Annotated in this window: 24 protein-coding genes and 1 pseudogene; 11 read left to right on the forward strand and 14 right to left on the reverse strand. The window is 70.7% G+C overall.

Features of this window, described 5'->3' with window-relative positions; genetic code table 11:
* Nucleotides 1-55: 55 nt before the first annotated feature.
* From OG972_RS09405 to OG972_RS09425, 5 genes are all read right to left on the reverse strand, one after another.
* Nucleotides 56-991: a dihydrodipicolinate synthase family protein gene (locus OG972_RS09405; protein ID WP_266980036.1), complete on the reverse strand. Its 936-nt coding sequence runs from the start codon at nt 989-991 to the stop codon at nt 56-58.
* Nucleotides 988-1,995 (reverse strand): ABC transporter ATP-binding protein, encoded by a 1,008-nt coding sequence (locus tag OG972_RS09410; protein WP_266980038.1) that lies wholly within the window; start codon nt 1,993-1,995, stop codon nt 988-990. Before OG972_RS09410 ends, OG972_RS09405 begins: the two co-directional genes overlap by 4 nt.
* On the reverse strand, nt 1,992-3,959 hold the full coding sequence (locus tag OG972_RS09415) for a dipeptide/oligopeptide/nickel ABC transporter permease/ATP-binding protein (protein ID WP_266980040.1): 1,968 nt from the start codon (nt 3,957-3,959) through the stop codon (nt 1,992-1,994). The genes OG972_RS09410 and OG972_RS09415 overlap by 4 nt, the downstream gene beginning before the upstream one ends.
* A gap of 1 nt (nt 3,960) precedes the next feature.
* Entirely contained in the window at nt 3,961-4,911 is a 951-nt protein-coding gene (locus OG972_RS09420) for an ABC transporter permease (protein ID WP_266980042.1), read from the reverse strand.
* Between the two features lie 197 nt (nt 4,912-5,108).
* Complete coding sequence (locus tag OG972_RS09425; protein WP_266980044.1) at nt 5,109-6,704, reverse strand: ABC transporter substrate-binding protein; 1,596 nt, start codon at nt 6,702-6,704, stop codon at nt 5,109-5,111.
* Nucleotides 6,705-6,867: 163 nt separating this feature from the next.
* Here OG972_RS09425 and OG972_RS09430 point away from each other — a divergent pair, with 163 nt between their 5' ends.
* Nucleotides 6,868-7,602: a FadR/GntR family transcriptional regulator gene (locus tag OG972_RS09430; protein WP_266980045.1), complete on the forward strand. Its 735-nt coding sequence runs from the start codon at nt 6,868-6,870 to the stop codon at nt 7,600-7,602.
* 298 nt (nt 7,603-7,900) lie between these two features.
* Complete coding sequence (locus tag OG972_RS09435; protein ID WP_266980046.1) at nt 7,901-9,349, forward strand: exo-alpha-sialidase; 1,449 nt, start codon at nt 7,901-7,903, stop codon at nt 9,347-9,349.
* Between the two features lie 58 nt (nt 9,350-9,407).
* On the opposite strand, the gene OG972_RS09440 is transcribed toward OG972_RS09435, so the two are convergent.
* Nucleotides 9,408-10,100, reverse strand: a complete 693-nt coding sequence (locus OG972_RS09440; protein ID WP_266980047.1) for an ABC transporter ATP-binding protein — start codon at nt 10,098-10,100, stop codon at nt 9,408-9,410.
* Nucleotides 10,097-11,218: an ABC transporter permease gene (locus OG972_RS09445; RefSeq protein ID WP_266980048.1), complete on the reverse strand. Its 1,122-nt coding sequence runs from the start codon at nt 11,216-11,218 to the stop codon at nt 10,097-10,099. The genes OG972_RS09440 and OG972_RS09445 overlap by 4 nt, the downstream gene beginning before the upstream one ends.
* A gap of 115 nt (nt 11,219-11,333) precedes the next feature.
* On the opposite strand from OG972_RS09445, the gene OG972_RS09450 reads away from it, so the two are divergent.
* Nucleotides 11,334-11,924 carry a TetR/AcrR family transcriptional regulator gene (locus OG972_RS09450; protein WP_266980050.1) on the forward strand — a complete coding sequence of 197 codons (591 nt, stop codon included), beginning with the start codon at nt 11,334-11,336 and terminating at the stop codon, nt 11,922-11,924.
* 185 nt (nt 11,925-12,109) lie between these two features.
* On the opposite strand, the gene OG972_RS09455 is transcribed toward OG972_RS09450, so the two are convergent.
* Nucleotides 12,110-12,793 carry a FadR/GntR family transcriptional regulator gene (locus OG972_RS09455; RefSeq protein WP_266980051.1) on the reverse strand — a complete coding sequence of 228 codons (684 nt, stop codon included), beginning with the start codon at nt 12,791-12,793 and terminating at the stop codon, nt 12,110-12,112.
* 150 nt (nt 12,794-12,943) lie between these two features.
* On the opposite strand from OG972_RS09455, the gene OG972_RS09460 reads away from it, so the two are divergent.
* From OG972_RS09460 to OG972_RS09475, 4 genes are all read left to right on the forward strand, one after another.
* On the forward strand, nt 12,944-13,903 hold the full coding sequence (locus tag OG972_RS09460) for a dihydrodipicolinate synthase family protein (protein WP_266980053.1): 960 nt from the start codon (nt 12,944-12,946) through the stop codon (nt 13,901-13,903).
* Entirely contained in the window at nt 13,900-14,865 is a 966-nt protein-coding gene (locus OG972_RS09465) for an ROK family protein (protein WP_266980055.1), read from the forward strand. Before OG972_RS09460 ends, OG972_RS09465 begins: the two co-directional genes overlap by 4 nt.
* Nucleotides 14,862-15,542, forward strand: a complete 681-nt coding sequence (locus tag OG972_RS09470) for an N-acetylmannosamine-6-phosphate 2-epimerase (protein WP_266980057.1) — start codon at nt 14,862-14,864, stop codon at nt 15,540-15,542. Before OG972_RS09465 ends, OG972_RS09470 begins: the two co-directional genes overlap by 4 nt.
* Nucleotides 15,543-15,605: 63 nt before the next feature.
* Nucleotides 15,606-17,051 carry a sialate:H+ symport family MFS transporter gene (locus OG972_RS09475; protein ID WP_266980059.1) on the forward strand — a complete coding sequence of 482 codons (1,446 nt, stop codon included), beginning with the start codon at nt 15,606-15,608 and terminating at the stop codon, nt 17,049-17,051.
* 83 nt (nt 17,052-17,134) lie between these two features.
* On the opposite strand, the gene OG972_RS09480 is transcribed toward OG972_RS09475, so the two are convergent.
* The 4 genes from OG972_RS09480 to OG972_RS09495 form a co-directional block, all read right to left on the reverse strand.
* Nucleotides 17,135-17,593 (reverse strand): MaoC family dehydratase, encoded by a 459-nt coding sequence (locus OG972_RS09480; RefSeq protein WP_266980061.1) that lies wholly within the window; start codon nt 17,591-17,593, stop codon nt 17,135-17,137.
* Nucleotides 17,594-17,631: 38 nt separating this feature from the next.
* A complete protein-coding gene (locus OG972_RS09485; protein ID WP_266980062.1) occupies nt 17,632-18,975 on the reverse strand; it encodes an MFS transporter in 1,344 nt (447 codons plus the stop codon).
* Between the two features lie 214 nt (nt 18,976-19,189).
* Entirely contained in the window at nt 19,190-20,419 is a 1,230-nt protein-coding gene (locus OG972_RS09490) for an acetyl-CoA C-acetyltransferase (RefSeq protein ID WP_266980064.1), read from the reverse strand.
* A 102-nt stretch (nt 20,420-20,521) separates the two neighbouring features.
* Nucleotides 20,522-21,433, reverse strand: coding sequence for a LysR family transcriptional regulator (locus OG972_RS09495; protein ID WP_266980066.1), 912 nt, complete (start codon nt 21,431-21,433; stop codon nt 20,522-20,524).
* Between the two features lie 167 nt (nt 21,434-21,600).
* Here OG972_RS09495 and OG972_RS09500 point away from each other — a divergent pair, with 167 nt between their 5' ends.
* From OG972_RS09500 to OG972_RS09515, 4 genes and pseudogenes are all read left to right on the forward strand, one after another.
* Nucleotides 21,601-22,518 carry a CoA transferase subunit A gene (locus OG972_RS09500; protein ID WP_266990366.1) on the forward strand — a complete coding sequence of 306 codons (918 nt, stop codon included), beginning with the start codon at nt 21,601-21,603 and terminating at the stop codon, nt 22,516-22,518.
* A 32-nt stretch (nt 22,519-22,550) separates the two neighbouring features.
* Nucleotides 22,551-23,327, forward strand: coding sequence for a CoA-transferase subunit beta (locus OG972_RS09505; RefSeq protein WP_266980068.1), 777 nt, complete (start codon nt 22,551-22,553; stop codon nt 23,325-23,327).
* Nucleotides 23,328-23,389: 62 nt separating this feature from the next.
* Nucleotides 23,390-24,937, forward strand: a complete 1,548-nt coding sequence (locus OG972_RS09510) for a 3-hydroxyacyl-CoA dehydrogenase (protein WP_266980069.1) — start codon at nt 23,390-23,392, stop codon at nt 24,935-24,937.
* A 37-nt stretch (nt 24,938-24,974) separates the two neighbouring features.
* Nucleotides 24,975-25,163 (forward strand): annotated as a pseudogene (locus tag OG972_RS09515) (transposase); the annotation flags it as partial.
* 97 nt (nt 25,164-25,260) lie between these two features.
* Here OG972_RS09515 and OG972_RS09520 read toward each other — a convergent pair.
* Complete coding sequence (locus OG972_RS09520; protein ID WP_266980071.1) at nt 25,261-25,797, reverse strand: hypothetical protein; 537 nt, start codon at nt 25,795-25,797, stop codon at nt 25,261-25,263.
* A 62-nt stretch (nt 25,798-25,859) separates the two neighbouring features.
* Nucleotides 25,860-26,513 (reverse strand): YdeI family protein, encoded by a 654-nt coding sequence (locus OG972_RS09525; RefSeq protein WP_266980073.1) that lies wholly within the window; start codon nt 26,511-26,513, stop codon nt 25,860-25,862.
* Between the last annotated feature and the right edge of the window lie 303 nt (nt 26,514-26,816).

The raw sequence follows: 26,816 nt of genomic DNA on the forward strand, positions 1-26,816 counted from the left end.
TCCGGCAGGACGGCTTCCGCTGTCCTGCCGGACCTGTTTCCGTAGGGACGGCCCGTCAGAGGTGGGCCAGCCCGGCGCGGTCCAGGCACGCGGCGATCCTCGCGGTCTCCGCGGCGTCCAGGCGGCGCATCGGCGGGCTCATCACATTGGTGGTGATGACGCCGCGCAGCATCAGCGCCGTCTTGAACGCACCGAGGCCGGCGGCGGTGGCGGAGGCCGTGCCGGGGCGGGCCGCGCGAATGATGTCGAACAGGTCGACAAGGCGGTCCTGTTCGGCTTTGGCGGTGGCCCAGTCACCCCGTACCGCGGCCTCGTGAAGACGTACGTACCCGTGCGGGTCGACATTGCCGAGCCCGGGAACGGAGCCGTCGGCGCCGGCGAGCATCATCGCGTCGACGACCAGCTCATGGCCGGTGAGCACGGAGAACCCGGGCAGGTCGCGAGCGCCGAGGGCGAGCCGGCGGAACGAGCCGTCGTCACCGCTGGAGTCCTTCACTCCGGCCAGCACACCGTCCGCGGCGAGCTCCAGCAGGAGTTCCGGACCGAGCTTGCTGTGGACACAGACCGGCACGTCGTACGCGAGGACCGGCAGGTCGAGGGCGGCGGCGACGTCACGGAAGTGCCGGTCGATCTCGGTGTCATGCGTGCGGGTGTAGAACGGCGCGGTGACGACGACCGCCTCGGCTCCGAGCGCCGCGGCGACGCGGGCCCGTTCGATGGCGCGGTTGGTGGTGGTCTCGATCGCACCGACGAGGACCGGGACCTGTCCGGCGGCCGCGGCCGTGATGACCTTGATGACCTCGTCCTGCTGCCCGGGCGTCAGATAGGCCGTCTCGCCCGAGCTGCCGAGGGCGAACAGTCCGCTGACCCCGCCGTCCAGCAGATGGCCGACGACCCGCTCCAGGGAGGGCCGGTCGATCTCGCCGTCCGCGGTGAGCGGGGTGACGACGGGCGGGATCACTCCGGTGCGGCGGAAGGTTCGGGCGGTCATGTGGTGCTCCTTGCGGACGGTACGGGAGCCGGTGCCCCGGTGGGGGACGCGGGGGTCTGGGGATGGACGCAGTGCCAGCGGTGCTCGCCGCTGCCGGGGGTCAGGGCGGGAAAGACCGTGGCGCACGCGTCGTCCGCCTTCCAGCAGCGGGTGCGGAACGGGCAGCCGGACGGCGGGTTGGTGGCCGAGGGCACGGGGCCGGTCAGCACGATCCGTTCGGTGGTCTCCAGCAGGCTGGGGGTCGCGGAGAGCAGTGCCTCGGTGTACGGGTGCGCGGGGGCGCCCGCTACATCCGCCGCGCGCCCCTCCTCGACGATGCGGCCGAGATAGAGGACAGCGATGCGGTCGGCGAGGTAGCGCACGGTCTGGATGTCGTGCGAGATGAACACCATGCCGAGGCCCAGGCGTTCACGCAGGTCGACGAGGAGGTTGAGGACCTGGGCGCGGACGGAGACGTCGAGGGCGGAGGTCGGCTCGTCCGCGACGATCAGCTCCGGTTCGAGCGCGAGCGCGCGGGCGATGGCGACACGTTGACGCTGGCCGCCGGAGAGCTGTCCGGGCAGGGCGGCAAGGGTGTGGCCGGGCAGCCCGACCAGGTCGAGCAGCTCCTCGACGCGTGCCTCGCGCTCCTCACGCGTACCGCGCCGGTGCACGTCGAGGGGGTCGCGCAGAATCTGGCGGATCGTGAGCCGCGGGTTGAGGGCGGTGGACGGGTCCTGGAAGACGACGCCGACGGCGGAGCCGAATTCATCGCGGCGCCGGGCGGCGGACATCTCCCACAGGTCACTGCCGTGGAAGTGGACCTGGCCCTCGGTGGGCTTCTGCAGTCCGGTCAGCACCCGGGCGAGGGTGGACTTGCCGCAGCCGGACTCGCCGACCAGGCCGACGATCTCACCGCGCCCCACCTCCAGGGTGGCGTCGGTGAGGGCATACACCGCGTCGCGGCGGAACACCCCGCCGCTGCGGGCCTTGTGGCGTACGTGGACGCCGTCGAGCCTGATCACAGGGCGCTCCCTTCCAGCAGTACGGCCTGCGCCGGGTGGTGGCAGGCGAAGCCGTGGTCGTTCGTGGTGCCACGCCGCGTGAGACCGGGGGTGGTGGTGCGGCACAGCTCGGTGGCTGCGGCGCAGCGCGAGGCGAAGCGGCAGCCCTCGCCGAAGCCCTGCGGGCCGGGGACGATGCCACGGATCTGGTGCAGCCGGCCGGCGCCCGCTTCCAGGGAGACGACCGAGCCCAGGAGGCCACGGCTGTAGTGGTGGGTGGGATCGGTGAGCACGGAGCGGGTGGCGCCGATCTCGGCGAGGCGGCCCGCGTACATCACGGCGACACGGTGCGAGAGGTCGCCGACGAGCGCGAGGTCGTGCGAGACGAGGACCATGGCGAAGCCGAGCTCGTCGCGGAGCCGGACGAGGAGTTCGACGACCTGGGCCTGGACGGTGACGTCGAGGGCGGTGGTCGGCTCGTCCGCGATGAGCAGACGCGGACTGCGGGACAGGGCCATGGCGATCAGGACACGCTGGCGCTGGCCGCCGGAGAGCTCGTGCGGGTAGCTGCGCAGGGTGCGTTCAGGGGCGAGGCCGACCAGTTCGAGGAGTTCGGCGGGGGTTTTCGTGCCGCCGCGCGAGGTGAGCTGCTTCAGCTGGGTGCCGACGAGTACGGACGGGTTGAGGGAGGAGAGCGCGTCCTGGTAGACCATCGCGATCTCGGGGCCCATCAGGGCGCGGCGTTCCTTCGGCGGGAGTTTCAGCAGGTCCCGGCCGCGGTACAGGATCTCGCCGCTGACCTCGGCGTTGCGGGCGAGGAGCCCCATCACGGCGAGGCTGGTGATGGACTTGCCGCAGCCGGACTCACCGACCAGGCCGAGGGTCTCCCCCTCGTGGACGGTGAGGTCGAGTCGGTCGACGACGGGGATGGCGCCGTAGCGGTCGGGGAAGCGGATCGCGAGGTCGCGTACGACGAGGAGTTCGGCGGCGTCCTCACGTACCGCAGTGATGGTGGGCTCGGTGGCGTTGACGCGGTTCGCGAGCTTGGTGAGGGCGGCGTCGATGTCCACGGTGGATGCGGCCTCGACGGGGTCGGGGGCCGTGGCCGTGGTGGGGTCGGTGGCGGCGCGGGCGCTCTTCGGCGCGGCGGAGGCGTCGGTGAGCCCCTCGGAGAGGATGTTGAGCGCGAGGACGGTGATCAGCAGCGCGAGGCCGGGGAAGAAGGTGGCCCACCAGCCGCCGGCCAGGAGAATCTGCCGGCCGTAGGCGAGGACGCTGCCCCAGCTGGGGTCGGGGTCCTGCACTCCGGCGCCGATGAAGGAGAGGCTCGCCTCGAAGATGATCGCCTCGGCGACCATGACGGTGGCGAACACCATGACGGGGGCCATGCAGTTGACGGCGACATGACGGAGCACGATGTAGCCGCGGCGGGCGCCGATGACCTTCTCGGCGGCGACGTAGTCCTCGCCGTACTGGGACAGCACATTGGCGCGGACCACGCGGGCCAGCGACGGGGTGTAGACGAACGCGATGGTGAAGATGATCACCGGAATGCTGGTGCCGAAGACCGCCACGAGGACGGCGGCCAGTGCGATCGGCGGGAACGACATCACGACGTCGAGGGTGCGCATGACGGACTCGTCGCCGAGCCTGCGGGAGGTCGCGGCGAGCGAACCGAGGACGGCGCCGGCGGCCAGGGCGACGGCGGTCGCACCGAGTCCGATGATCAGTGAATAGCGGGAGCCGTGCACGACCCGGGCGAAGACGTCGCGGCCGGCCCGGTCGGTTCCGAACCAGTGGGCGCCGCTGGGCGCTTGCACCGGGGTCCCGGTGGTCAGCGGGTCCTGGGTGACCAGCGGGGCGAGGACGGCGCCGAGGATGACGACGAGCAGCACGCCGAGCGCGATGCGGGAGGTGACCGGAAGGGCGCGGAACGCGATGCCCGGTCGGGACAGTCTGTTGGCCAGTCGGCCCGTGGCGAACATGTCACACCGTCCTGATGCGCGGATTGACCAGCAGATAGAGCAGGTCGACGATGACGTTGACCACCAGGAACGCGATGGCGATGGTCAGTACGGTGCCCTGGACCAGGGCGACATCGCCGCCGGTGACACCTTCGAGGATGAGCTTGCCCATGCCCGGCAGGTCGAAGATCGCTTCGATGACGACGGCGCCGCTGAGCAGGTAGCCGACCTTGATGCCGAGCACGGTCAGCGGGGTGACGAGCGCGTTGCGCAGCACCGAACGGATGACCAGGAGCGGCGGAAGTCCGTTGCCGCGGGCGGTACGGACGTAGTCACGGTCGAGTTCGGCGACCATCGCCGTCCGTACGAGACGGGCGAGCGAGGCGGACACCGGGAGTGCGAGCGAGATCGCGGGCAGCGCCATGGTGGTGAGCCAGCCGCTGAAGGAGTCGGCGGGGTTGGTGTATCCGCCGGTCGGGAAGACCGGCGTGTTCAGTGCGAACTGCTGGATGAGCAGCACCCCGAGCCAGAAGGACGGGATGGCGACCCCGGCCATGGACAGCACCCGGAACAGCTGGTCGGGCCAGCGGTCCCGGTACATCGCGCCGGTCACACCGAACAGGACGGCGAGGACGACGGCGAGGATCAGCCCGAGGAACGTCAGCTGCACGGTAAGCGGGAAGGCGGCGGTGATCCGGTCGAAGACGGGCTGGCTCGGCGGGACGGTCATCCCGAGGTCGAAGTGGAGCAGCTGTCCGAGGAAGTGGAAGTACCGCACGGGCAGCGGGTCGTCCAGCCCGTTGGCCGCGGCGAAGGCCGCACGGGCCTCGGGGGTGGCGCTCTCCCCGAGCGCGTTGAAGGCCGGGTCGACCGGCGAGAACTGCAGCACCACGAAGACGAGCAGCGCGATGCCGAGGATCATCACCGGCATCATCGCGACGCGGCGCAGCGCGAGCCGGAGAAAAGCAACCATCGTCGGGTTCCTTGTGGTTGGTCGGCCGCGTCCGGTCCACCTGGCTGGGGTGGACCGGACCGGGTGATCGGGTGCGGTGGTTCTGCACCGGGTGATCAGGCGTGGGGGTTCCGTCGCCGGATGTCCGTCGGACGGATGCACGGCGGCGGAAGACGGGCGCGGCGTATCCCCCGCCGGCCCGGTCGGGCGTCGCGCGGTCAGGCGCGGCTGACGTCCAGGAACGACAGGCCCGTGGTGGGCAGCGGCTTGAAGCCGGGCAGGGCCTTCTCGTTCCAGGCGGTGGGCAGCTTCCGGTGCAGGATCGGGTAGAGCGCGGCCTCGTCGGCGACGAGGTCGGTGACCTGGCCCCACAGCTCCTTGCGCTTCGTCTCGTCAACTGCCTGGGCGGCCTTGTCGAGGAGCTGCTTGACCTGCTTGTACGCGGCGGACTTGCCCCAGCCGTACCGGCTCTCCGGCCAGAAGCCGTAGTAGAACCAGCGCAGCAGCAGGTCGGCGTCGTTGCCGAAGACGGACGGGTCGCCGGGGGCGACGAGGACGTCGAAGCCGCCCTTGTCGATCTTGGCGTACTGGGCGGGCGACTGCGCGATGTCGAGCGTGACCTCGACGCCCGCCGCCTCCCAGCTCTCCTTCAGCAGGGGAGCGATGTCCTTGACCCAGCCGGTGTCGGTCGTGAGCACCGTGAAGGACAGGTCCTTGACGCCCGCGTCGGCGAGCAGCTTCTTCGCCCTGGCCACGTCGTGCGTGTAGACGGTGGCGGCCTTGTGGTAGTCGGGGTGGGTGGCCGGGACATAGCCCGTGGCCGCAGCGGCGTTGCCGACCATCGCGGTGGAGATGATCTTCTCGGTGTCCAGGGCGTAGTGCAGCGCCTGGCGCACCCGCTTGTCGGCGAACCGCTTGTCGGCAGTGTTGAACATCAGGAAGAGCAGCCCGAAGGACTGCACCGACTCGGTCTTCGTGGAGCCGGAGAGCCGCTTCACGTCGATGTACGGGACGTCCTCGATGGCCTGGATCCGGCCGGACTCCATGGCGCTGACGCGCGCCGACTGGTCCGACATCAGGCGCCAGATCATCTTCTTGGCCTTGGCCGGGTGCGGGCCGTTGTACTTGTCGTAGGCCTCGAAGACGATCTTGTCCTCGCGGGTGGCCGAGACGAACGCGTACGGCCCGGAGCCGACCGGCTTGGCGTCGAACGCCTTGGGGTCGGGCTCGACGATCTTCCTCGGGACGATCCGGGCCACGGCGATACGGGACGGGAAGAGCGCGAAGGCGTACTTGAGCTTGAACTCGACCGTGCCCGCGTCGACGGCCTCGACCGTGTCGATGAACGGCACGAACTGCGCCATGAGTGAGGCGTTCTTCGGGTCCAGGATGCGTTCGAAGCTGAACACCACGTCGTCGGCGGTGACCGGCGATCCGTCGTGGAAGGTGGCGCCCTTGCGGAGCGTGGCCCGGTAGGTCGTGGCGTTGATCTTCTTCGGCATCTCGGTGGCGAGCGCGGGGCGGGCCACGAGCGTTGCCGGGTCGAGATCCACAAGGCCTTCGAAGATGTGCATGTTGGCGGCGTACGGAGTCGCGCCCGAGGTGATCATCGGGTCGAAGCCGGTCGACAGGGGGTAGGAGAGACCGGCTTCGATGAGGCCGCTGCCGCCGCCCTTGCCCGACGAACCGTCGGTGGTCGAAGTCGGTCCGCCGCATGCGGAAAGGCTCGCCGTGATGGCTGCTGCCGCACCGACAGCAGTGGTGTAACGCAGGAAGGTGCGGCGCTCGACACCGGCTGATCTCAGCTCGGGCACGGGTCCTCCAGGGACGTCGGGGGTGGGACGGAAGGGCGGGAAAGAACGAGGGCGGAAGCAGGATCGCGAAGCCCGAAGCATAAGACGTCAGATGTCTGATGCCTTGATAGCGTGGGAACGTAGCTTGACAATGGAGAGGGGTCAAGAGGTGGGGAGTTCACATATGTCCGGTACGAGGCCCGGCCGGCAGCTGCTCCGGCAGGAAGTCGTCGAGGGCATCAAGCGCTACATCCTCGAAGAGCGACTCCGCCCCGGGGACCCGCTGCCCACCGAGCCGGCCCTGTGCGAGGCGCTCGGCGCCAGCCGTTCCAGCGTCCGCGAGGCCGTCAAGATCCTCAATGCGCTGGACATCGTCGAGGTCCGCCACGGGCACGGCACATACGTCGGCCGGCTGAGCCTGTCCGCCCTGGTGGAGAGCCTGACCTTCCGCGGGCTGCTCTCCCCCGACGACGACTTCCAGGTGATGGCCGACCTCGTCGACGTACGCGAGCTCTTCGAACGCGGGATGGCCGACCGGATCGTCTCGCTGCTGACCCCGGAGCAGCTCGACTCGCTGGAAGGCCTGGTGGCCACCATGCGCGCGACCGGGGCGCAGGAGGGGAACGGCTTCGTGGAAGCCGACCGGGCGTTCCACGCACTGCTGGTGGCACCGCTCGGCAATCAGCTGATCGGCCAGCTGTCGATGGCCTTCTGGGACGTGTACGCGATCGTCGCGCCGCATCTCGACGGATTCACGCATGCCGACGAGACGGCGACGATCGCCGCCCACCAGAACATCGTGGACGCCGCGCGGGCCGGTGACATCGACGGGTTCACGAAGGCGCTGGGCGAGCACTACGCGCCGGTCAGGCGGCGGATCTCGGAGGCCCGCGCCCGCGACGCGGCAGCCGTGGACTGACCGGGGCGCCGACGCCCACCGGGGAACGGAGCCAGGCCCTGCCGCTCGCAGGACCTGGCCCGGCGGACCCTTGACGAGTGCCGCGGCGATGCCTAGGGTCCGTGTGCCAACAGGACATCAGACGTCTTCTGTCTGGCTCTGATCCTGGCGCGCAGTACGCCACACCCCACACCACCCCGCGACGGCTCCTCCATGCCATGGACGGGTCACTCGCCCGCGGACTGCGCGGTGCCCTCCCTGTTCGCGGGGCGAACGGCCGAATGGACCGCCCGCCCCCCACCGAGAAGAGGAATCGTTCATGCAGCGCAGAGTCTCCGTCGCCCTGCTGTCCGCCGCCCTGATGGTGCTGACCACCACCGGCACCGCGCACGGCGCGGCGGCCCCCGCCGCAGGCGAACTGACCTCCCAGGACCTGACCGTCGCGGGGGTGGGCTCGCCCCACTACCGCATCCCCGCCCTCACCACCTCGGTCAGGGGCACCCTGCTCGCCGCCTACGACGCCCGCCCCACCCTCGGCGACCTGCCGAGCCATATCGGCATCGTGCTGCGCCGCAGCACCGACGGCGGCGTCACCTGGCAGGCACAGCAGGTGGTCCGCAAGGAGGCGGCGCCCAACGGCTACGGCGACCCGAGCCTGCTCACCGACCGGACGACCGGCCGGATCTTCCTCTTCTACGCGGGTTCGGTGAACCAGGGCTTCTTCGGCTCCGGCACGGGCAATGACGAGACCGACCCGAACATCCTGCAGGCCGACTACAGCTACTCGGACGACGACGGTGTGACGTGGACCCACCGCCGCATCACCAAGCAGATCAAGAACCCTGCCTGGGCAGGCATGTTCGCGGCTTCCGGCGAGGGCATCCAGCTGCGGCACGGCACGTACAGGGGCCGGCTGATCCAGCAGTACGCGATCCGCAACAACGGCGCCAACTACGCGGTCAGTGCGTACAGCGACGACCACGGCGAGACCTGGAACATGGGCAACCCCGTCGGTCCGGGCGGCGACGAGAACAAGACCGTCGAACTGTCCGACGGCACGGTCATGCTCAACAACCGGTCCAGGCCCTACCGCACGATCGCCTACTCCACCGACGGCGGCGTCAACTACACCCCGTTCACCCAGGACACCAACCTGGTCGACCCGGCGAACAACGCGTCCGTCATCCGCTACAACCCCGGAGCCCCGGCGTCGAACCCGCAGTCGTCCTGGCTGCTGTTCAGCAACACCGAGGACACTTCGGCGCGGCGCAACCTCACGGTGAAGATGTCCTGCGACAACGGGAAGACCTGGCCGATCAGGAAGGTCGTCGATCCGGGCGCCGCCGCCTACTCGACGCTGACGCGACTGCCGGACGGCCGGGTGGGGCTGCTGTACGAGCGCGCCGACTACCAGCACATCACGTACGCGTCGTTCGATCTGAAGTGGCTGGCCGGGACCTGCGCGGACATCACGCTCACTCCGCCCGCGGCCCTGACGGCAGGCACCGGCGCGGAGGTGACGGTCCGGGTCGTCAACAGGATGAACGGACGGCGCAGCCAGGGCACGCTCGACCTGACCGTGCCCGGCGGCTGGACGACGCGGCAGGTGACGGTGCCCGCCCTCAGGCCGGGCCAGGGAGCCGACGTCAAGGTGCCGGTCACGGTCGCGGCGGGCGCCTCAGGGAGCGCCACTCTGACAGCCACCTACCAGACGGACGGGAAGCGGGCTTCGGGAAGCCGGACGGTGACGGTCACGCCCGTCGGATAGGTGGCGGCACCCGCGTACGCACGGCCCCGTCCCGGGCAGCACGTACGCGGGTGCTCCTTCAGCGGCCTCCGGACACCGGCGCCCGCGCCGCACCGGTCAGCTCCGCCATGTCGACGATCCGGTCGGCCGCCTCCGCCACCACCGGATCATGGGTCGCGACGACGGTGACGCACCGGTCCCGGCGGGTGCGGTCGGCGAGGAGAGCGGCCAGTTCGCCCGCCTGTGAGCGGTCGACGGCCGCGGTCGGTTCGTCGACCAGCAGCAGCTTCGGCGCGAGGAACAGCGCGCGGGCCAGGGCGACGCGCTGGCGTTCGCCGCCGGAGAGCTCTTCCGGGCGGTGGCGCAGGCGGTGGCCGAGGCCGACCTCGGTCAGCGCTTCCTCGGCGCGGGCACGGTACGCGCGAGGGCGCCTGCCGCTGATGTACACGGCGGCCAGGAGCTGTTCGACGGCGGGCAGCCCGGAAAGCAGATTGCCGCTCTGGAACATGTAGCCGATCCGTTCGCGGCGGACCGCCGCACGCTGTGCGTCGGTGCGGGTCGCCAGGTCCTCGCCGTCCAGCAGGACCTGGCCGGCGGTGGGCCGCAGCAGGGCGCCCGCGACGGCAAGCAGGGTGGACTTGCCTGATCCGGACGGGCCGACGAGCGCGGTCGTACAGCCGGGCTCGAAGGTGACGTCGAGGCCGTCGAGGACGGTGGTCCGGGCGTCGGCGCGACCGAATTCGACGGTGACGCCGGTCAGTTCGAGGCTCATCGGTTGGCTCCCAGCATGGTCAGTGGGTCGGCGGTGGTGACCCGGCGCAGGGTCAGGGCGGTGCCCGCGAGGCCGACGGCGGCCACGGTGCACATGGTGACGGCGAGCGTGGCGGTGGGCAGACTGAACGGCACCTGCTCACCGACCAGCAGCCCGACGGCTGCGGCGAGGACGGCGCCCGCCGCGGTACCGAGGACGACGACCAGCGCGGCCTGGAGCACGGTGTGGGCGAGCAGCCTCCTGCGGGAGGCACCGAGAGCGCGGAGCAGGGCCAGTTCGGGTCGGCGCTGCACGGTCCACACCGCGAAGAACGCGCCGACGACAAGCGGGGCGATCAGGTAGAGGAAGACCTGGATCGAGTTCATCGTGACGCGCTCGCCGGTGTAGCCGGGGGCCGCCTCGTACGCCTTCTCCTTGGTGAGCGTCGTGGTGGAGAGCCGCTGGTCGAGGGCGGCGAACGAGCCGCCGCCGGAGTCGCGTACGGCCAGGGCGCTGAACTGGTCGGGGATCGTGGCGGTGGCGGAGGCCGGGGCGCCCGGGGTGCTGAAGCGGATGCGCTGCCAGGTGGTCAACGGGACGTAGGCAGCCGGAACATGCCCGTAACTGGAACGGTCGGTGAGGCCGGTGACGTGCAGTCGGATGCCGAGCCGGTCGATGACGAGGGTATCCCCGACCCGTACCCCCTCGTCGGCGAGCTTGGCGGAGATCACGATGCTGTCGGCGGCGGCGCGGTCGAGACCCCGGCCCGCGGTGACGGACGGGGCGAGGAAGGAGCCGGGTTCGACGCCGAAGGCGGCGAGGTCGACCTCGGCGCCGCGGTCCGTCGTGCCGCGGGTGATGGAGACGCCCAGGGGGGTCGTGTCGGCGTCGGCTTCCTGGTGCCAGGCGGCCGCCGCCCGGTCGTCGAGGAGGCTACGGGCGAATTGGTCGGACCGGGCGTCGGAGGAGAACACCAGGTGCGAGGCCGGGAGGCGGCGCAGGGCCGAAACGGTGTCGTCGCCGAGGCCGGTGGTGAAGCCGGAGACGATGCCGACGAGTGCGGCGACGAGCACCACGACGGACCCCATGAGCAGAAAGCGGCCACGGGCTGCGCGCAGCTCCAGCAGTGCGAGGAACACGGCGGTTCCCTTCGAGGATCGATGTTAGGGACGGTGCGTCGCCAAGATAGATGATGGCGACGCACCGTCGCCAAGTGGGTCCCCTGACGGCCGGTCGGCCTTCTAGACTGGGCCGGTGCCCAAGATCAGCGCCGCCACGGTCGCCGAGCACCACGCCCAGCAGCGGCTGGCCCTGGTGCGGGCGGCACGTGCACTGCTGGAGGGCGGCGACGCGGAAGCGGTGACCTTCACCGCGGTCGCCAAGGCCACGGGCCTCGCCCGCAACAGCGTCTACAAGTACTTCCCCGGCCGCCCCGAACTGCTCGCCGCGGTCGTCGAGGACGCGATGCCGCGCTGGACGTCCGCCATCAGGGCGGGCATGTCGGCGGCCGCCACGCCGGAGCAGAAGATCGCCGCGTATGTGACGTCGCAACTGGAGCTGGTGCGCAGCGGCGAGCACCGGATCGCCCAGGCGCTGGCCGGGGTCCGGGATGCGGCCGTGGTGAGGGAGAGCGCGGCGCAGGCGCACCGGGAGCTGCTCACTCCGCTGACAGGTGCGCTGGCGGAGCTGGGGGATGACGATCCGCGGCGTACGGCGGTACTGCTCCAGGGGATCGTCAATGCCGCCACGACGGCGATCGAGTCGGGGGACGACGCGGTGGCGGTGACGGGGCGGGCCGTGCGGATGGCGGTTGCCGCCGTGATGGGGAGCGCCGCCTCGGCGTGAGGTGTGCCCGGTGACGGGGTTGCGCGGCCTTCGGCTCGGCTCCGCCTCCATTGCCGGACCGGCCCGATCGCACCCTGCCGGGCGCGATGTGCCCGGCGTGCTTCATTTCGCCCCACCGGGCGTACGCGCCCGGAGTGCTTGACTCTGCCCGCCGGACGCGATGTGCCCGGCGGGCTCGACTCCGGTCAGCGTTCGAGGCGGGTGCGGATGCCGTCGAAATGTGTGCGCATCGCCCGCACCGCCCGTTCCCCGTCGGCCGCCGCGACAGCCGCGACGATCTCGCGGTGCTGGGCGCAGGTGACCCCGGGGTCCTGGTGGCCGTCGTCGAGATCCTCGCGCACCCGGTCCATGGCCGCCCAGAACGCGTCCAGCACCTCGCTCAGCAGGTGGTTGTCGAGCGAGGAGTACAGCGCGAGGTGGAACGCGCGGTCGGTGGAGCGCGCGACACGTCCGGTGCGCGCCTCGGCCTCCATCTTCGCCACGAGCCCGTGCAGCACGGCCAGATCCTCTTCCGGCATGCCGGCCGTGACGGCTCCGACCAGCCCCGCCTCCAGCGCCTCCCGCACCTTCATCAGCTCGGCGAGCCCGGGCTCCCCCCGGCGGTGCCGGACGGCCGCGCGGAAGGCGAGCGCCTCGACGAACGGCGAGAGGGAGAGCGAGCCGACGAACATGCCGAAGCCGCGGCGGATCTCCACGACATTGACGGCCTGGAGTGCCTTCAGGGCCTCGCGCACGGAGACACGCCCGACCCCGAACATCTCCATCAGCTCGGCCTCGGTGGGCAGCGCGTCGCCGGGGCCGAGTCTGCGTTCCAGGATCAGCTCCTTGACCTGGCGTTCTATGTCCTGAGCCATGGTGGGCCGCGCCACAACGTCCTCCTGAGGTGCTGTTGCCCCTTGACCGGTCGCAGGAGCATCTGTTTAAGGTGAGGTCAGACATAGGACATCTTACGTCTCATGTCTCGATCTGCGCAGCCGCCACAGGCCGCGATCGGTGTACCGACAAGCTGGAGCCTCACCATGTCTCTGACCGCACCGCTGCACGGCGTCGTCCCGCCGGTGTGCACCCCGCTCGACTCCCACGGGGAGGTCGACACCGCCTCTCTGACCGACCTGGTCGAGCACCTCATCGGCGGGGGCGTGCACGGACTCTTCGCGCTCGGTTCCACCAGTGAGGTCGCCTACCTCACCGACGAACAGCGCGCCACGACGCTGGAGACCGTCGTCCGTGTGACCGACGGCCGCGTCCCGGTACTGGCGGGTGTCATCGACACCACCACCGCACGCGTCGCCGAGCACGCCAGGACCGCCGCCGGCCTCGGTGCGGACGCACTGGTTGCGACTGCGCCGTTCTACACCCGCACCCACGGCAAGGAGATCGCCCAGCACTTCCGCCGGCTGCGGGCGGCCGTCGATCTGCCACTGTTCGCCTACGACATCCCGGTCGCCGTCCACAGCAAGCTTTCCTCCGCGCTCGTGCGCGAGCTCGCCGAGGACGGCACGCTGGCCGGCCTCAAGGACAGCAGCGGCGACGAGGGCGGGCTGCGCCGGCTGATCGTGGAGCTCGGCGGGCGCGAGGGCCGCAGGGAGGGACCGGCTCCGGAGTTCAGCATCCTCACCGGTTCCGAACTCACCGTGGACGCGGCGCTGCTGGCCGGCGCCGACGGTGTCGTGCCGGGCATCGGCAATGTCGACCCGGCCGGGTACGTCCGGCTGTACGACGCCGCGCGGGCCGGCGACTGGGCGCTCGCCGCGAGGGAGCAGGAGCGGCTCGTCGCGCTGTTCGCCATGGTCGATGTCGGCCCGGAGGCGGACATGGGCCGCAGCTCGTCGGCGCTCGGGGCGTTCAAGGCCGCGCTGCAGCTGCTCGGGATCATCGCGTGCGGCGACACCGCGTTCCCGCAGATCCAGCTGAGCGACGAGTCGGTCGCCCTGGTGGCACAGCGGCTGCGTGCCGCAGGCCTGCCCGCGGTCCGATGAGCCTGAGCCCGCCGTCCTCGGCCACCGGCGCCCCGGTGATCGGACTCGATCTCGGTGGTACGAAGATCGCCGCCGCGCTCTTCGGCGCGGACGGTACCGTCCTGGCACGGCACACCCGGCCCACCCCGGCCCGGGAGGGCGCCCCGGCCGTGCTCGACGCGCTCGCGGCGGCGGCCGCCGAGGTCGACCCGGCGCGGCTCGCCACCGCGCTCGGCATCGCCGCAGCCGGAGTCGTCGATCCCCGCACCGGCAGGGTCACCAGCGCCACCGACTCGCTCCGCGGCTGGGCGGGCACCGAGCTCGGTGCCGGGCTCGCGGACCGTACCGGACTGCCGGTGGCCTGCGACAACGACGTACGCGCCACGGCCGGGCCGGAGCTCACCGCGCTGGTCGCGGAGGTTTCGGCCCATGCGTCACTGCTGTTCGCGGCAATCGGTACCGGTGTGGGCGGCGCGGTCGCCGTCGACGGGCGGATGCTGCACGGGGCCTCGGGCATCGCCGGACATCTCGGCCATCTGCCGAGCCCTGAGGCCGCGGGGCTGCCCTGCACCTGCGGTGCCACCGGCCACCTGGAGGTCATCGCCTCCGGCCCCGGCATCACCGCTCATTACGAACGGCTCACCGGCACCTCGGTGGACCGGCTCGAAACCGTGGCCGAGCGGGCCGCGCGGGGCAATGCGGACGCCGTCCACGCCATCACCTCCGGCGCGGCCGCCACCGGCCAGGTGCTCGGCGGGCTCGCCAATGCCCTCGGCCCCGACCGGGTCGTCATCGGCGGCGGCGTCCCCCGGATCGGCTCGCTGTACGGCGATGCGCTCGCCGCGGCGTTCGCCGCCGAGCTGATGCCGCCGCTGCGGGGACTCGCACCCGTCGCGCCGCTGTTCGGCCACGACGCCGCGGTGCTCGGGGCCGCCGCCCTGACCACCACTCTCCCTCTCCACCACCCAGGAGTTCTCCGATGACCGCGCAGGAACTGGCCGCCTCCCTCCAGGGCAAGCTGATCGTGTCCTGTCAAGCACCTCCCGGTGACCCGATGCGGGAGACCGGCACCCTCGTCCGGCTTGCGCAGTCCGCCGCCGCCGGTGGCGCCGCCGCGATCCGGGCCAATGAGCCGGAGGTCGTAGCCGCGATCGCCGCGGCCGTCGACCTGCCGGTCATCGGGCTCTGGAAGGACGGCGACATCGGCGTCTACATCACCCCGACCGTCCGGCACGCCCTGGCGATCGCCGCGGCGGGCGCCGCCGTCGTCGCCGCCGACGCCACCGACCGGCCGCGCCCCGACGGGTCGGCCTTCGCCGACCTGGTCACCGCGGTCCACGAGGCCGGTGCGCTGGTCATGGCCGATGTGTCGACGCTCGCCGAGGGCCTCGCCGCGGCCGCCCAGGGCGCGGACTTCGTCTCGACGACGCTGTCGGGCTATGTGCCCGGGACGCCGAAGCAGACCGGTCCCGATCTCGACCTGGTGGCGGCGCTGTCTGCCGCGATCGACGTCCCGGTGGTCGCCGAAGGCCGTATCAACACCCCCGAAGAGGCGGCCGAGGCCCTGGACCGCGGTGCCCACAGCATCGTCGTCGGCACCGCCATCACCGCTCCCACCGCCCTGACCACGCGTTTCGTGGCGGGCATAGCCCGGCCCTGAACCAGCCCCCACCACGCGGGCGGTCACTCGAGGGCGAGTGCCGTGCCGCATCCTGGAGACACCGTGCAGACCACCACACCCCCCACGCTCCCCTGGTACCGCGAGGTGAGCCCCACCCAGTGGAAGTCGTTCCTCGCCGCCTGGATCGGTTACGTCCTCGACGGCTTCGACTTCGTGCTGATCACTCTCGTCCTCACCGAGATCAGTGACGACTTCGGTCTGAGCACGGTGCAGGCGGCCAGTCTGATCTCCGGTGCGTTCATCACCCGCTGGCTGGGCGGTGCGGTACTCGGCGCCATCGGAGACCGGTTCGGGCGCAAGCTCTCCATGATCCTGTCGATCCTGCTGTACTCGCTCGGCACCTTCGCCTGCGGGTTCGCCTGGAACTACCACAGCCTGTTCGCCGCCCGGCTCGCCATCGGCGTGGGCATGGCCGGTGAGTACAGCGCCAGTTCCACGTACGTCATGGAGAGCTGGCCGGCGAAGCTGCGCAGCCGGGCCAGCGGCTTCCTGATCTCCGGCTTCTCGGTCGGCTCGGTGCTCGCCGCACAGGTCTACAACTGGGTCGTGCCGTCGCTCGGCTGGCGCTGGATGTTCTACCTGGGCCTGATCCCGATCGCGATAGCGCTGTGGATGCGCCGGGCGCTCCCGGAGGCCGAGGAGTGGACGGAGTCCGTCGCGGACAAGGGCGCCAAACCCAATCCGTTCCGGCCGCTGTTCGTCACCCGCGCCCGGGCCACCGTCAACACGATGCTCGTCGTCCTCGCCACCGTCTCCCTCTTCATGATCTTCACCCCGGCCGGTACGGGGATGGTGCCGGTGCTGTCGGTGGTCGCCGGCCTGACGCTCGCCGCGTTCGCCGTGCAGCTGGGCGGGAAGCGCAGCTGGCTGCTGTATCTGTCGATGATCGTGACGCTGTTCTTCGCGTTCCTGTACTCGTGGCCGATCCAGGCGCTGCTGCCCACGTATCTGAAGACGGAGCTGGGCTACACCCCCGACCAGGTCACCGATGTCCTCTACTTCGCGGGCTTCGGCACGATGGTCGGCTGCTGGACGGCGGGCTTCCTGGGCGACCGGATCGGCGCGAAGAAGGCGTACGCCCTGACGCTGCTGGCATCGCTCGCCTTCGTCTATCCGGTCTTCGCCGTGCACAACAATCTGCTGCTGCTCGGCGTCCTGCTCTTCCTGCTGCAGGCGACGAGTTTCGGCATCTCGGGGCTGCTGCCGCGCTACATCGGCGGCCACTTCCCGACCCGGAGCCGGGGCGCGGCGCTCGGCTTCACGTACAACGTGGGAGCGCTGGGCGGCGCCGTCGCACCGGTGCTCGGGGCGCATCTCGCGTCCGGCATGGACCTGGGCCGGGCACTGGCCGTGCTGACGTTCGCGGGCACGGTGATCGTGGTGCTGCTGGTCGGGTTCGACGTACCGGCACGGCTGAACCGGCTCACGGACCCGGATGCGGAATGGGACCACCTGGCGGTGCCGCTGGAGACGGAGCGGGTGGCCTGAGACCGTGGCCGCGACCCCTGTCGACCGGGCTCGGACGGAGCCCGGCCGGCGGGGGTCACGGCCGCGGAAAGGCGGGGGCGCGGCTACGGATAGAAGTGCGTCAGCGACTCCGCCACGCACGCCGGCTTCTTCGACCCTTCGAGCTCGAAGGTGAAGGCCCGGGTCATCTGTACGCCGCCCCGCGCGACCTCCTTCACCTCGGCGACCGCGGCATGCAGCCGGACCCGGCTGCCGACCGGCACGGGAGCCGGGTAACGGACCCGGTTGACGCCGTAGTTGAGGGCGCGGCCCACACCCTCGACCCGGAGCAGTTCGCCGAACATCGGGATGCCCCAGCTCAGCACCATGTATCCGTGGGCGATGGTGCGTCCGTACGGGCCGGACGCGGCGCGTTCGACGTCGGTGTGGATCCACTGGTGATCCCCGGAGACGTGCGCGTACGCGTCGATCAGCTCCTGGGTGATCTCCTTCCAGCCGGAGTGCCCGAGGTCGCGCCCGCTCAGCGCGAGGACGTCCGGGATGCCGTTCACGGTCAGCGGCATGGCGGCCGGCCTCCGTATCTCTTCTCGCAGGGGTGGGGTCAGGCGGTGGCGGTGGCGGCACGCGGTACGGAGACCGGCTCCGTTGCCTGCTCGTCGTGGTTGGGGCGCTTGAGCAGGAGCAGCATGCAGCCCAGGGTCAGCGCCACCTGGAAGATCGCGTAGACGATGACGGCGGTGATCGAGCCGGTGCGGTTCAGCAGGTACTGGCCGATGATCGGGGTCGTACCGCCGAGCAGCGTTCCGCAGAGCTGGTAGCAGAGGGAGATGCCGGTGTAGCGGAGGTGGGCCGGGAACCGGCTGGCCAGCATGCCGGCCAGGGCCGCGTAGTAGAGGCAGTGCGGGATGGTGGCGACGGCCACGCCGACCATCGCGAGACCGTAGTTCTCGGTGCGGATCAGCAGGAACATCACCGGCATCAGGATGAGTTCGGGCAGCAGCATCACCGTCACCGCGCGGGACCAGCTCTTCATCCGGGTGGCGATGAGCGCACCGAAGGGCTGCACGATGATCTGGGTGATGTTGGCGACGAGGATGATCGTCAGGAACGAGCTGCGGTCGAAGCCGAGCGACGAGGTGGCCCAGGACAGGGCGAACGTCGACTTGAAGTACGTCGCCGACAGACCGATGGTGCAGGCGCCGATGCCGAGGACGATCAGCATGGGGTGGGAGCGCAGGACCTCGGTCAGCGGAACCTTGACGACCTCCTTCTTCTCGATGAGCTTCGCCATCGCCGGGGACTCGGCGACCTTCAGCCGGACGAGGAGTCCGACGATGACGAGGGCGGCGGAGAAGAGGAACGGCACACGCCAACCCCAGGAGACGAACGCCGAGTCGGGCAGCTGGCTGATGGCGAGGAAGCTCAGGGTGGAGAGCGTGTTGCCGACGGGCGAGCCCTGCTGGGCGAACGCCCCGTACAGCACGGACTTGCCCTTGGGGGCATGCTCGGAGGCGATCAGGACGGAGCCGCCCCACTCGCCGCCGAGGCCGATGCCCTGCACCATGCGGATACAGATCAGCAGGATCGGGGCGGCGACGCCGATGGAGGCGTAGCTCGGCAGCAGACCGATCGCGGTGGTCGAGATGCCCATCATCAGCAGGGTGATGACCAGGGTCTTCTTACGGCCGAGGCGGTCGCCGTAGTGGCCGAAAATGATGCCGCCGAGGGGGCGGGCGAGGAAGCCGACCCAGAAGGTCGCGAAGGCGACCAACGTTCCGATCGGCCCGTCCAGTTCGGGGAAGAACACCTTGTCGAAGACGAGCGCTGCCGCGGTCCCGTAGATGTAGAAGTCGAACCATTCGATGGTCGAACCGATGAAGGCACCGAATCCGGCCCGGTTGGCGGCTCTGGTTCGCTCTCGCGCGGTGGCGGTGGACGCACTCATGGTGGCTCCCGTGAACGTCATTGATCAAGCGGATGGCAGGGGGAAGGGAAGGGGCGTCGCCCGAGACGCCCGTTGCCGCGTGGGGAAGTGGGGGACGGCGGCGTGGGTGATGGCGGTTACGGTGCCAGCCGGGACCCAGAGCGGTCCAATACCGAATTGCCGGTTCAGTGAGACGCTGTGCGTCTCACTGACGATCGGCTGCCGTGCGTGCGCGTCAGGCCGCGATGCGTTCGAAGACGGCGGCGAGGCCCTGTCCGCCTCCGATGCACATGGTCTCCAGGCCGTACCGGGCCTCGCGCCGGTGCAGCTCGCGGGTCAGTGTGGCGAGGATGCGGGCGCCGGTGGCACCGACGGGGTGTCCCAGGGAGACTCCGGAGCCGTTGACGTTGATCCGCTGCTCGTGGTCGATGTCGCCGAGTCCCAGTTCACGCGTGCAGGCGAGCACTTGGGCGGCGAAGGCCTCGTTCAGCTCGATCAGGTCGAGGTCGGCCAGGGTGAGTCCGGCGCGGGCCAGGGCCGCACGGGTCGCCGGGACGGGCCCGATGCCCATCGTCGCGGCCGGGACTCCGGCTCGCGCGAAGGAGACCAGCCGCACCAGCGGGTTCAGCCCGAGGCGTTCGGCGGTCGCCGCGCTCGTCACCAGACAGGCGGCGGCCGCGTCGTTCTGACCGCTGGCGTTCCCCGCGGTGACGGTGGCGTCCGGGTCGGACTTCAGCATGATCGGCCGCAGCGCTGCGAGCTGTTCGGCGGTGGTGTCGGGGCGCGGGTGCTCGTCCGCGGTGACGGTCGTCTCACCCTTGCGGGTGCGCACGGTGACGGCGACGGTCTCCGCGTCGTACCGCCCCTCCGCCACGGCGCGGGCGGCGCGCTGCTGCGAGCGCAGGGCGAGGGCGTCCTGGTCGGCGCGGCTGATGCCGTACTCCCGCCGCAGGTTCTCCGCGGTCTCGATCATCCCGCCGGGGACCGGGTGGTTGACGCCTCCCGCGGTGACCCGGCCGCGGGCCAGCGAGTCGTGGAGCTGCAGCCCGGGGCCCTTGATGCCCCAGCGGCCGTCGTGCGTGTAGTACGGGGCGGCGCTCATCACGTCGACGCCGCCCGCGATCACGACCTCGCTGAAGCCGGCCCGGATCTGCATCGCCGCGTCGAGCACGGCCTGCAGTCCGGAGCCGCAGCGGCGGTCGATCTGCGCACCGGTCACGGATTCCGGGAGCCCGGCGTCGAGGGCGGCGACCCGGCCGATGGCGGGGGCTTCGGAGGACGGGTAGGCGTGGCCCAGGATGACCTCGTCGACGGCGGCCGGGTCGACGCCGGTGCGGGCGACGATCTCGGCGATGACGCGTGCGGCGAGTGCGGCCGGGGTCTGCTGGGCGAATGCCCCGCCGAAGCGGCCGATGGGTGTGCGCAGCGGTTCACAGATGACGATGTCGAGCTGCTGGTCGGGCACGGCGGGACCTTCCGGTGGCGAGGGGCGTGTGCGCCGACCCTCGCACCTCGCGACTGAGTCGGTCCAATATCCACTTCGCCCTGGTTCAAGACGTTGCGCGTCTCAATCGGCTGCGGCCGGGTGCACGGGTGTGGGCAGGGCGTCCTCCGCCACGGCGAGCACCGCCCGCAGAGCGGCGGACGGGTTGTCGGCCCGCCAGGCCAGCGCCGCCTGGAGCCGGATGGGCGGCCCGGCGAGGGGCCGGTAGACGAGCCCGTTCTGCTGGATGTGCTGGACGGAGGTGACCGTGAGCGTCACACCGACGCCTGCGGCGACGAGCGCCAGGATGGTGTACGAGTCGGGGGCCTCCTGCACCACACGCGGGTTGAACCCGGCCGCCTCGCAGGCCCCGACCATCGCGTCCCGCACGGTGGAGCCGGTGTTGGCGGGGAAGGAGACGAAGGGCTCCTCGGCGAGGACCTCGATGGGGACGCTGTCCAGCTGGGCGAGCCGGTGGTCGGAGGGCAGCGCGCACACCAGCTCCTCCTCGTCGATCACCCGGTACGCGACGCCGGGCTGGGTCACCGGCAGCCGGATGAACCCCAGGTCGAGCGATCCGTCGGCGACCCTGTCCAGGGCGACGTTGGCGTACGTCTGCCCTTTCATGACCAGTTCGAGTGCGGGGTGGGCGGCGCGCACGGCCCTCGTGAGGAGCGGCAGCGTCTCGTGACTGGAGGCGCCCGCGAAGCCGATGCTGACCCGTCCGTACTCGCCGCGCCCGGCGGCCTTCGCGGCCCGTACCGCGGTGTCGAGGTCGTCGAGGACGGTCCGCACCGGCTGCAGGAAGGACTCCCCCGCGCTGGTGAGCCGTACCGACCGGGTGTTGCGCTCGAAGAGCTGGACACCCAGCTCCTTCTCCAGCTGGCGGATCTGCTGGCTCAGCGGCGGCTGGGCCATCTGCAGCCGCTTGGCGGCCCTGCCGAAGTGCAGCTCCTCGGCCACGGCGACAAAGGCGGACAGATGACGCAGCTCCATACCCGGCCCTCCGCTCACCGGCCTCCGGACCGGATTCATTAATCGATCGTCTCGATGCGACCTTAATTTGGTATTGGACAGCAATCAATAGCCGCTGACACGGTGGAACGACGCGCACGCACCGGCAGAGGAGCACCGTGGCCACGACGGACCGCAGGGACAAAACGATGTCGATGAAGGCGGCGATCGCCGCCTTCGTCCACGACGGCGGCACCGTCTGCCTCGAAGGCTTCACCCACCTGATCCCGACCGCCGCGGGCCACGAGATCATCCGCCAGGGCCGCCGGGACCTCACCGTCGTCCGGATGACCGCGGACATCGTGGTGGACCAGATGATCGCCGCGGGCTGCGTCTCACGACTGGTCTCGTCCTTCGTGGGCAACTCCTCCGCCGGTTCGCTCGGCGAACTGCGGCGGCGCATCGAGACCGGCGACCCGGCACCGCTCGCCTTCGAGGAGTACAGCCACTACGGGATGATCTGCCGATATCTCGCCGGTTCCCAGCGGCTGCCGTTCTATCCGCTGCGCAGCTACGGCGGCAGCGATCTGCCGTCCGTCAACAGCGATCTCCGGAAGGTCACTTCGCCCTACCCGGGGCCGGACGGCGAGGCCGAGCAGATCTATGTCGTCCCGCCCGTCAACCCGGATGTGACGATCATCCACGCGCAGCGCGCCGACCGGAGCGGCAACACCCAGATGTGGGGCCTGACCGGCATCCAGGCCGAAGCGGTGTACGCGGCGGACAAGGCGATCGTCGTCGTGGAGGAGATCGTCGACGACGAAGTGATCCGCTCGGACCCGAACCGTACGCTCGTCCCCGCCCATGCGGTCGACGCGGTCGTCGCCTGCCCGCGCGGCGCCCACCCGTCCTTCGCGCAGGGTTACTACGACCGGGACAACGCCTTCTACCGGGCCTGGTCGCACATCAGCAAGGATCCGGGACGGCTCCAGGAGTGGCTGGACGAGTGGGTGCACGGCACCGCCGACCATGCCGAGTACGTCGACAAGCTCGGCGAGGAGTTCTGGGCGGGGCTGGCGGTCGGCGAGGCGCTCAGCCGGCCGGTGAACTACGGACGCCGGCTGTGAGTACGGAAACGGGACACGAGAAGGAACGGGTCATGACCACCACCGCACCGGACACCATCACCTCGTCGGAACTGCTCTCCGTCGTCGCCTCCCGCGAACTGGCCGCGCGCCGCACCGTGTTCGCCGGGATCGGCCTGCCGACGCTCGCCACCGAACTCGCGCATCTGACGGTGGCCCCGGAGATCGAGGTCGTCTACGAGTCGGGAGTCTGCGGCGCCCACCCCTCGCACCTGCCGGAGACCATCGCCGACGCGGTCCTGATCACGGGCGCCGAAGCCGTTCTGTCGATGCCCGCCCTGTTCGGCTGTGTGCTGCAGGGTGGCCACATCGACGTGGGGTTCCTCGGGGCCGCGCAGATCGACCGGTGGGGCAGTCTCAACACGTCCGTGATCGGCGACTGGGACAGTCCGTCGGTCCGGCTGCCCGGCTCGGGCGGCGGTGTCGAGGTGATGGCCAACTCCCGTGAGGTCTTCGTGGTGATGCGCCGCCACGATCCGCGTTCCTTCACCGAAACGCTCGATTTCTGCACCACCCCGGGCCCCGACCGCGCGCTGGCCGAAGGCATCAGGCCGCTGGGCGCCGGTGTCACCCGGGTCATCACCGAACTGGGCATCCTGGCCCGCGCGGGCGTCGGCGAGGAGCTGCGGCTGGTCGCCGTCCACCCGGGCGTCACCGTCGAGCAGGTACGGGCGGCCACCGGCTGGGATCTCGAGGTCGCCGACACGGTGGCGACCGTGCCGCCGCCGACCGCGGCCGAACTTCGACTGCTGCGCGAGGACGTCGACCCCGAGCGCGTCTATCTTCGTTGAGTTCCGGGCAGGCCCCAGCCGTCCCGCCCACCGACAGCACCGCCGAGAGGACCCCAACCGCCATGCGTATCAGGATCGTCGGCGCCGGAGCCATGGGCCGCGGCATCGCCCAGTGGGCTGCGAGCGCCGGACACACCGTCGAGCTGTGCGATGTACGCCCGGAGGCGGTGACGGCCGCCGTCGACTTCGTGCGGTCCATGCTCGACCGCGCCGTGCAGAAGGGCAGGCTCTCCGCCGAGGAGTCCGCCGCCACTGTGGAGCGGCTGGTGCCGCTGGACGACCCGTGGGCGGACGGACCGGACTGCGAGCTGGTCATCGAGGCGGTACGGGAGGACCTCGCCACCAAGGCGGAGGTCTTCGGCCTGCTCGAACGGGCGCTGCCCGCCTCGACGGTCTTCGCCACCAACACCTCCTCGCTGTCGGTCACCCGGATCGCGGCGGAGCTGAAGGACCCGACGCGCCTGGCCGGGCTGCACTTCTTCAACCCGGTGCCGCTGATGAAGATCGTCGAGATCGTGCCGGGCGCGGCCACCCGCCCGGAGATCCCGCCGCTGCTCACCGCGCTCGTCGAGGGCTGCGGCCACCGTGCGGTGACGGTCGCCGACACGCCCGGCTTCCTGGTGAACCACGCGGGTCGCGGCCTGGTGACCGAGGCGCTCGCACTGCTGGAGGAGTCGGTCGCCGACCCGGCGGGCATCGACCGGATCGCGCGGGACGTGCTCGGCCTGCGGATGGGTCCGTTCGAGCTGATGGACCTCACCGGTCTGGATGTGACGGCCGCCGTCATCGACTCGATCTGGCAGGGCTTCCGGTACGCGGACCGGCTCCGTCCCTCCTACCTCACCCCGAACCGGGTGGTTGCGGGGCTGCACGGCCGCAAGACCGGGCGCGGCTGGTTCGCGTACGGCCCCGACGCACCGGCCCCGGTTCCGGAGCCGCCGGTCATGGGGGATGCGGACCGCCCGGTGTACGTGGTCGGGGGCGCGGCGGAGCCGGACGCGACCGCACTGCGGCGGACGCTGACCGCGACGGGCGCCGTCGTCGAGAGCGGTGCGGAGCCGTCCGCCGATGCGCTGGTGCTGGTCCCGGTCTGGGGTACGACGGTGGCCGCCGCGGTCGCGGCGCACGGACTGCCCGCCGGACGCACGTTCGGAGTGGACCCGCTGGCGGCGGTCGGGAAGCGCCGGGTACTGGCCGTGACCCCGGCGGCGGATCCGGCTGCCGCACGGGATGCCCGCGCGGTGCTGGCGCGGCCGGCGGAGGACGGCGGCGAGCCGTACGCGGTGTCGGTGGTACGGGACACGGCGGGTTCGGTCGCGCAGCGGCTGCTGGCCTCGATCGTCTCCGTCGCCGCGTCGATCGCCGAGCGTTCGCTCGCCACCCCGGCGGACATCGATCTCGCCGTCACCACCGGTCTCGGCTATCCGGTCGGGCCGCTGGCCTGGGGGGACCGGATCGGCGCGGACCGGATGCTGCGGCTGCACCGGTCGCTGCACACGACGACCGGCGACCCGCGTCACCGCCCGACCCGCTGGGTCACCGAACGCGCCCAGCTCGGCCTGGCGCTGGCGGACCCGGGCACGGTGCCCGCCGACTGCCTGGACCACTAGAGCGTGTCTCTTTGACGGGTTGGTCGGTTGACCGTAGGTGTCTGTCCGATTAGTGATCACTGATTCGATGTGGGCCCGGATCGCGCCGTTGATGCCGACCGATCCGGTCCGGGGCCGGCGGTGGGCCGACCACCGCCGGACTCTTGAGGCCATCGCACGGAAGTGCCGCACCTGCTCGCCGTGGCAGGATCTGCCCGCCGAGCTCGGGTCGTTCCAAACGGCCCACAGTGGCGCGGCCTGGCCATGCGATGCGACAAGCTCGCCATTGCCTACCAGGCGGCGCTCCACCTCTCCGCGATTCTCATCTGGGCCCGACGCTGACCCTAGGGCTGATCAACGGCGTGTTCCCTCAGGAAGGCCCCTGCGTAGGCTGCCGCCTCTTCCTTCGTCGCGTACGAGGTGTCGCCGTCGGGCGTGCCGTGTGTTCCGTCGGCGCCCTCGCCTGTCCACCTCCAGCCGCCGGACGAAGGCTCTTGCGTCAGTTCGGCCGTTCCACCGAACAGTTCGATTACGGCGCTCGTGTGTGCTGCGGTGGTTGCCGGGCGGCTGATGGCATCAGGCCATTTCTTGCGGGCGCCTTGCCGGGTGATGCCCCAAACGGTGCCCAGCTGCTCGTAGCTCGCACCGTAAGACCCGGCCGTTCCCGCTGCGATCGCCGTCAACCGTTTGACCTCCTTGTCCACCACCTTCCATGCGGCAACGACGGACAGCGCCACTTCGACCGGGTCCGCCTCCCACATGCGGTCCCCTGGTAGCCCTGATGTGCGGGAGCGGATGGCCGATACGAGCGGGTTCAGGGCGTCGTAGAGGGCCTTGTCGAGCTCTACCTGTTCTTCGGGGGTGATCTCAAGCGAAGTCATGCGACAACTTTAGTTACCCAAGATGAGGATTGTAAACAATAGTTTACGGCCGCGGGTGCAAGTCAGGCACCGTCAGCCTTGAACCGAGGGCCAAGCTGGACCGCGCAGCAACTTGCCAGTCCTACGGCTCCGAGAAGACAGGCTCCAGCCGTCCTGGCCAGACACGGTGCGCAGGGCCTTGTCGAGCCGGGCCCGGCGGGTCTCGGGGTGCGGGCCTGGAGCAGGGGCAGGACCAGCAGGTAGCGGCCGGTCCTGGCGAGGGCCTCAACGGCGGCCTTGACCTCGGGACAGCCGTCGAGGGCCGCCCCGAGGTCGGGCGGCACGGTCGCCGTCTTCTGCGACGCGTAGGCCGCGTCCCACCGCCCGTCCTGCCGCGCCCTGCGGACCGCGGCCAGCCCAGGCTCGCGCATCCGGCCGGCGGCCGTCAGTCGCTCGACCTTCTCCACGTTCACTTGCGACCACAGGCTCCGGGGCCTGCGAGGCACGTACTTCTGCAGGTAGTGACGGTCGTCGAGGGCGCGGCGCTGCCCCGAAATCCAGCCGTAGCGGAGACCGATATCCACCAGCTCGTCCGAGCTGACCGAGGGGATGCCCGAGCCCTTCCTCGCCATCTTGATCCACACGCCTTCCTGGCGCGTGTGGTGCCCGGCCAGCCATGCCTCGAAGGCCGTGCCGTCCGCGAAGGCGATGATCTCCACACCGTCGAGCTGCTCCATGCGGCTCAACCTATGGGGTGTCCGCAAAGTGGGCCTTGACCCCAGATCTTGGGCACTTGAGACGTGGATCTTCAGGATCTGAGAACGGACATCTTGTGGCTCATGCGAACCGATCCTGACGCATGGGCCGTACCCCCACAAGATCGCAACCAGACTCCTCTTCACCTACCGAAGCCAGACGTCCGGCCACCAATCGAGACGACGTCTCAGCATGACACCGCGGGCCATTGGTGAGAGGTGGATCACATTTTGGGAGCGGATGTCACACTCCCGGTGCCTGGATCGCTCTCAGTTCGGAATGCA

Origin of the sequence: Streptomyces sp. NBC_01669, assembly GCF_026339735.1 — a bacterium.
Lineage (GTDB): Bacteria > Actinomycetota > Actinomycetes > Streptomycetales > Streptomycetaceae > Streptomyces > Streptomyces yanii.

Coding starts and splice junctions, on each gene's coding strand:
- OG972_RS09510 (WP_266980069.1), top strand. CDS start 23,390: ATGCGTATCAGGATCGTCGGCGCCGGAGCCATGGGCCGCGGCATCGCC.
- OG972_RS09415 (WP_266980040.1), bottom strand. CDS start 3,959: ATGTTCGCCACGGGCCGACTGGCCAACAGACTGTCCCGACCGGGCATC.
- OG972_RS09495 (WP_266980066.1), bottom strand. CDS start 21,433: ATGGAGCTGCGTCATCTGTCCGCCTTTGTCGCCGTGGCCGAGGAGCTG.
- OG972_RS09525 (WP_266980073.1), bottom strand. CDS start 26,513: ATGGAGCAGCTCGACGGTGTGGAGATCATCGCCTTCGCGGACGGCACG.
- OG972_RS09470 (WP_266980057.1), top strand. CDS start 14,862: ATGACCGCGCAGGAACTGGCCGCCTCCCTCCAGGGCAAGCTGATCGTG.
- OG972_RS09440 (WP_266980047.1), bottom strand. CDS start 10,100: ATGAGCCTCGAACTGACCGGCGTCACCGTCGAATTCGGTCGCGCCGAC.
- OG972_RS09420 (WP_266980042.1), bottom strand. CDS start 4,911: ATGGTTGCTTTTCTCCGGCTCGCGCTGCGCCGCGTCGCGATGATGCCG.
- OG972_RS09465 (WP_266980055.1), top strand. CDS start 13,900: ATGAGCCTGAGCCCGCCGTCCTCGGCCACCGGCGCCCCGGTGATCGGA.
- OG972_RS09480 (WP_266980061.1), bottom strand. CDS start 17,593: ATGCCGCTGACCGTGAACGGCATCCCGGACGTCCTCGCGCTGAGCGGG.
- OG972_RS09460 (WP_266980053.1), top strand. CDS start 12,944: ATGTCTCTGACCGCACCGCTGCACGGCGTCGTCCCGCCGGTGTGCACC.
- OG972_RS09520 (WP_266980071.1), bottom strand. CDS start 25,797: ATGACTTCGCTTGAGATCACCCCCGAAGAACAGGTAGAGCTCGACAAG.
- OG972_RS09435 (WP_266980046.1), top strand. CDS start 7,901: ATGCAGCGCAGAGTCTCCGTCGCCCTGCTGTCCGCCGCCCTGATGGTG.
- OG972_RS09505 (WP_266980068.1), top strand. CDS start 22,551: ATGACCACCACCGCACCGGACACCATCACCTCGTCGGAACTGCTCTCC.
- OG972_RS09485 (WP_266980062.1), bottom strand. CDS start 18,975: ATGAGTGCGTCCACCGCCACCGCGCGAGAGCGAACCAGAGCCGCCAAC.
- OG972_RS09430 (WP_266980045.1), top strand. CDS start 6,868: ATGTCCGGTACGAGGCCCGGCCGGCAGCTGCTCCGGCAGGAAGTCGTC.
- OG972_RS09405 (WP_266980036.1), bottom strand. CDS start 991: ATGACCGCCCGAACCTTCCGCCGCACCGGAGTGATCCCGCCCGTCGTC.
- OG972_RS09500 (WP_266990366.1), top strand. CDS start 21,601: ATGTCGATGAAGGCGGCGATCGCCGCCTTCGTCCACGACGGCGGCACC.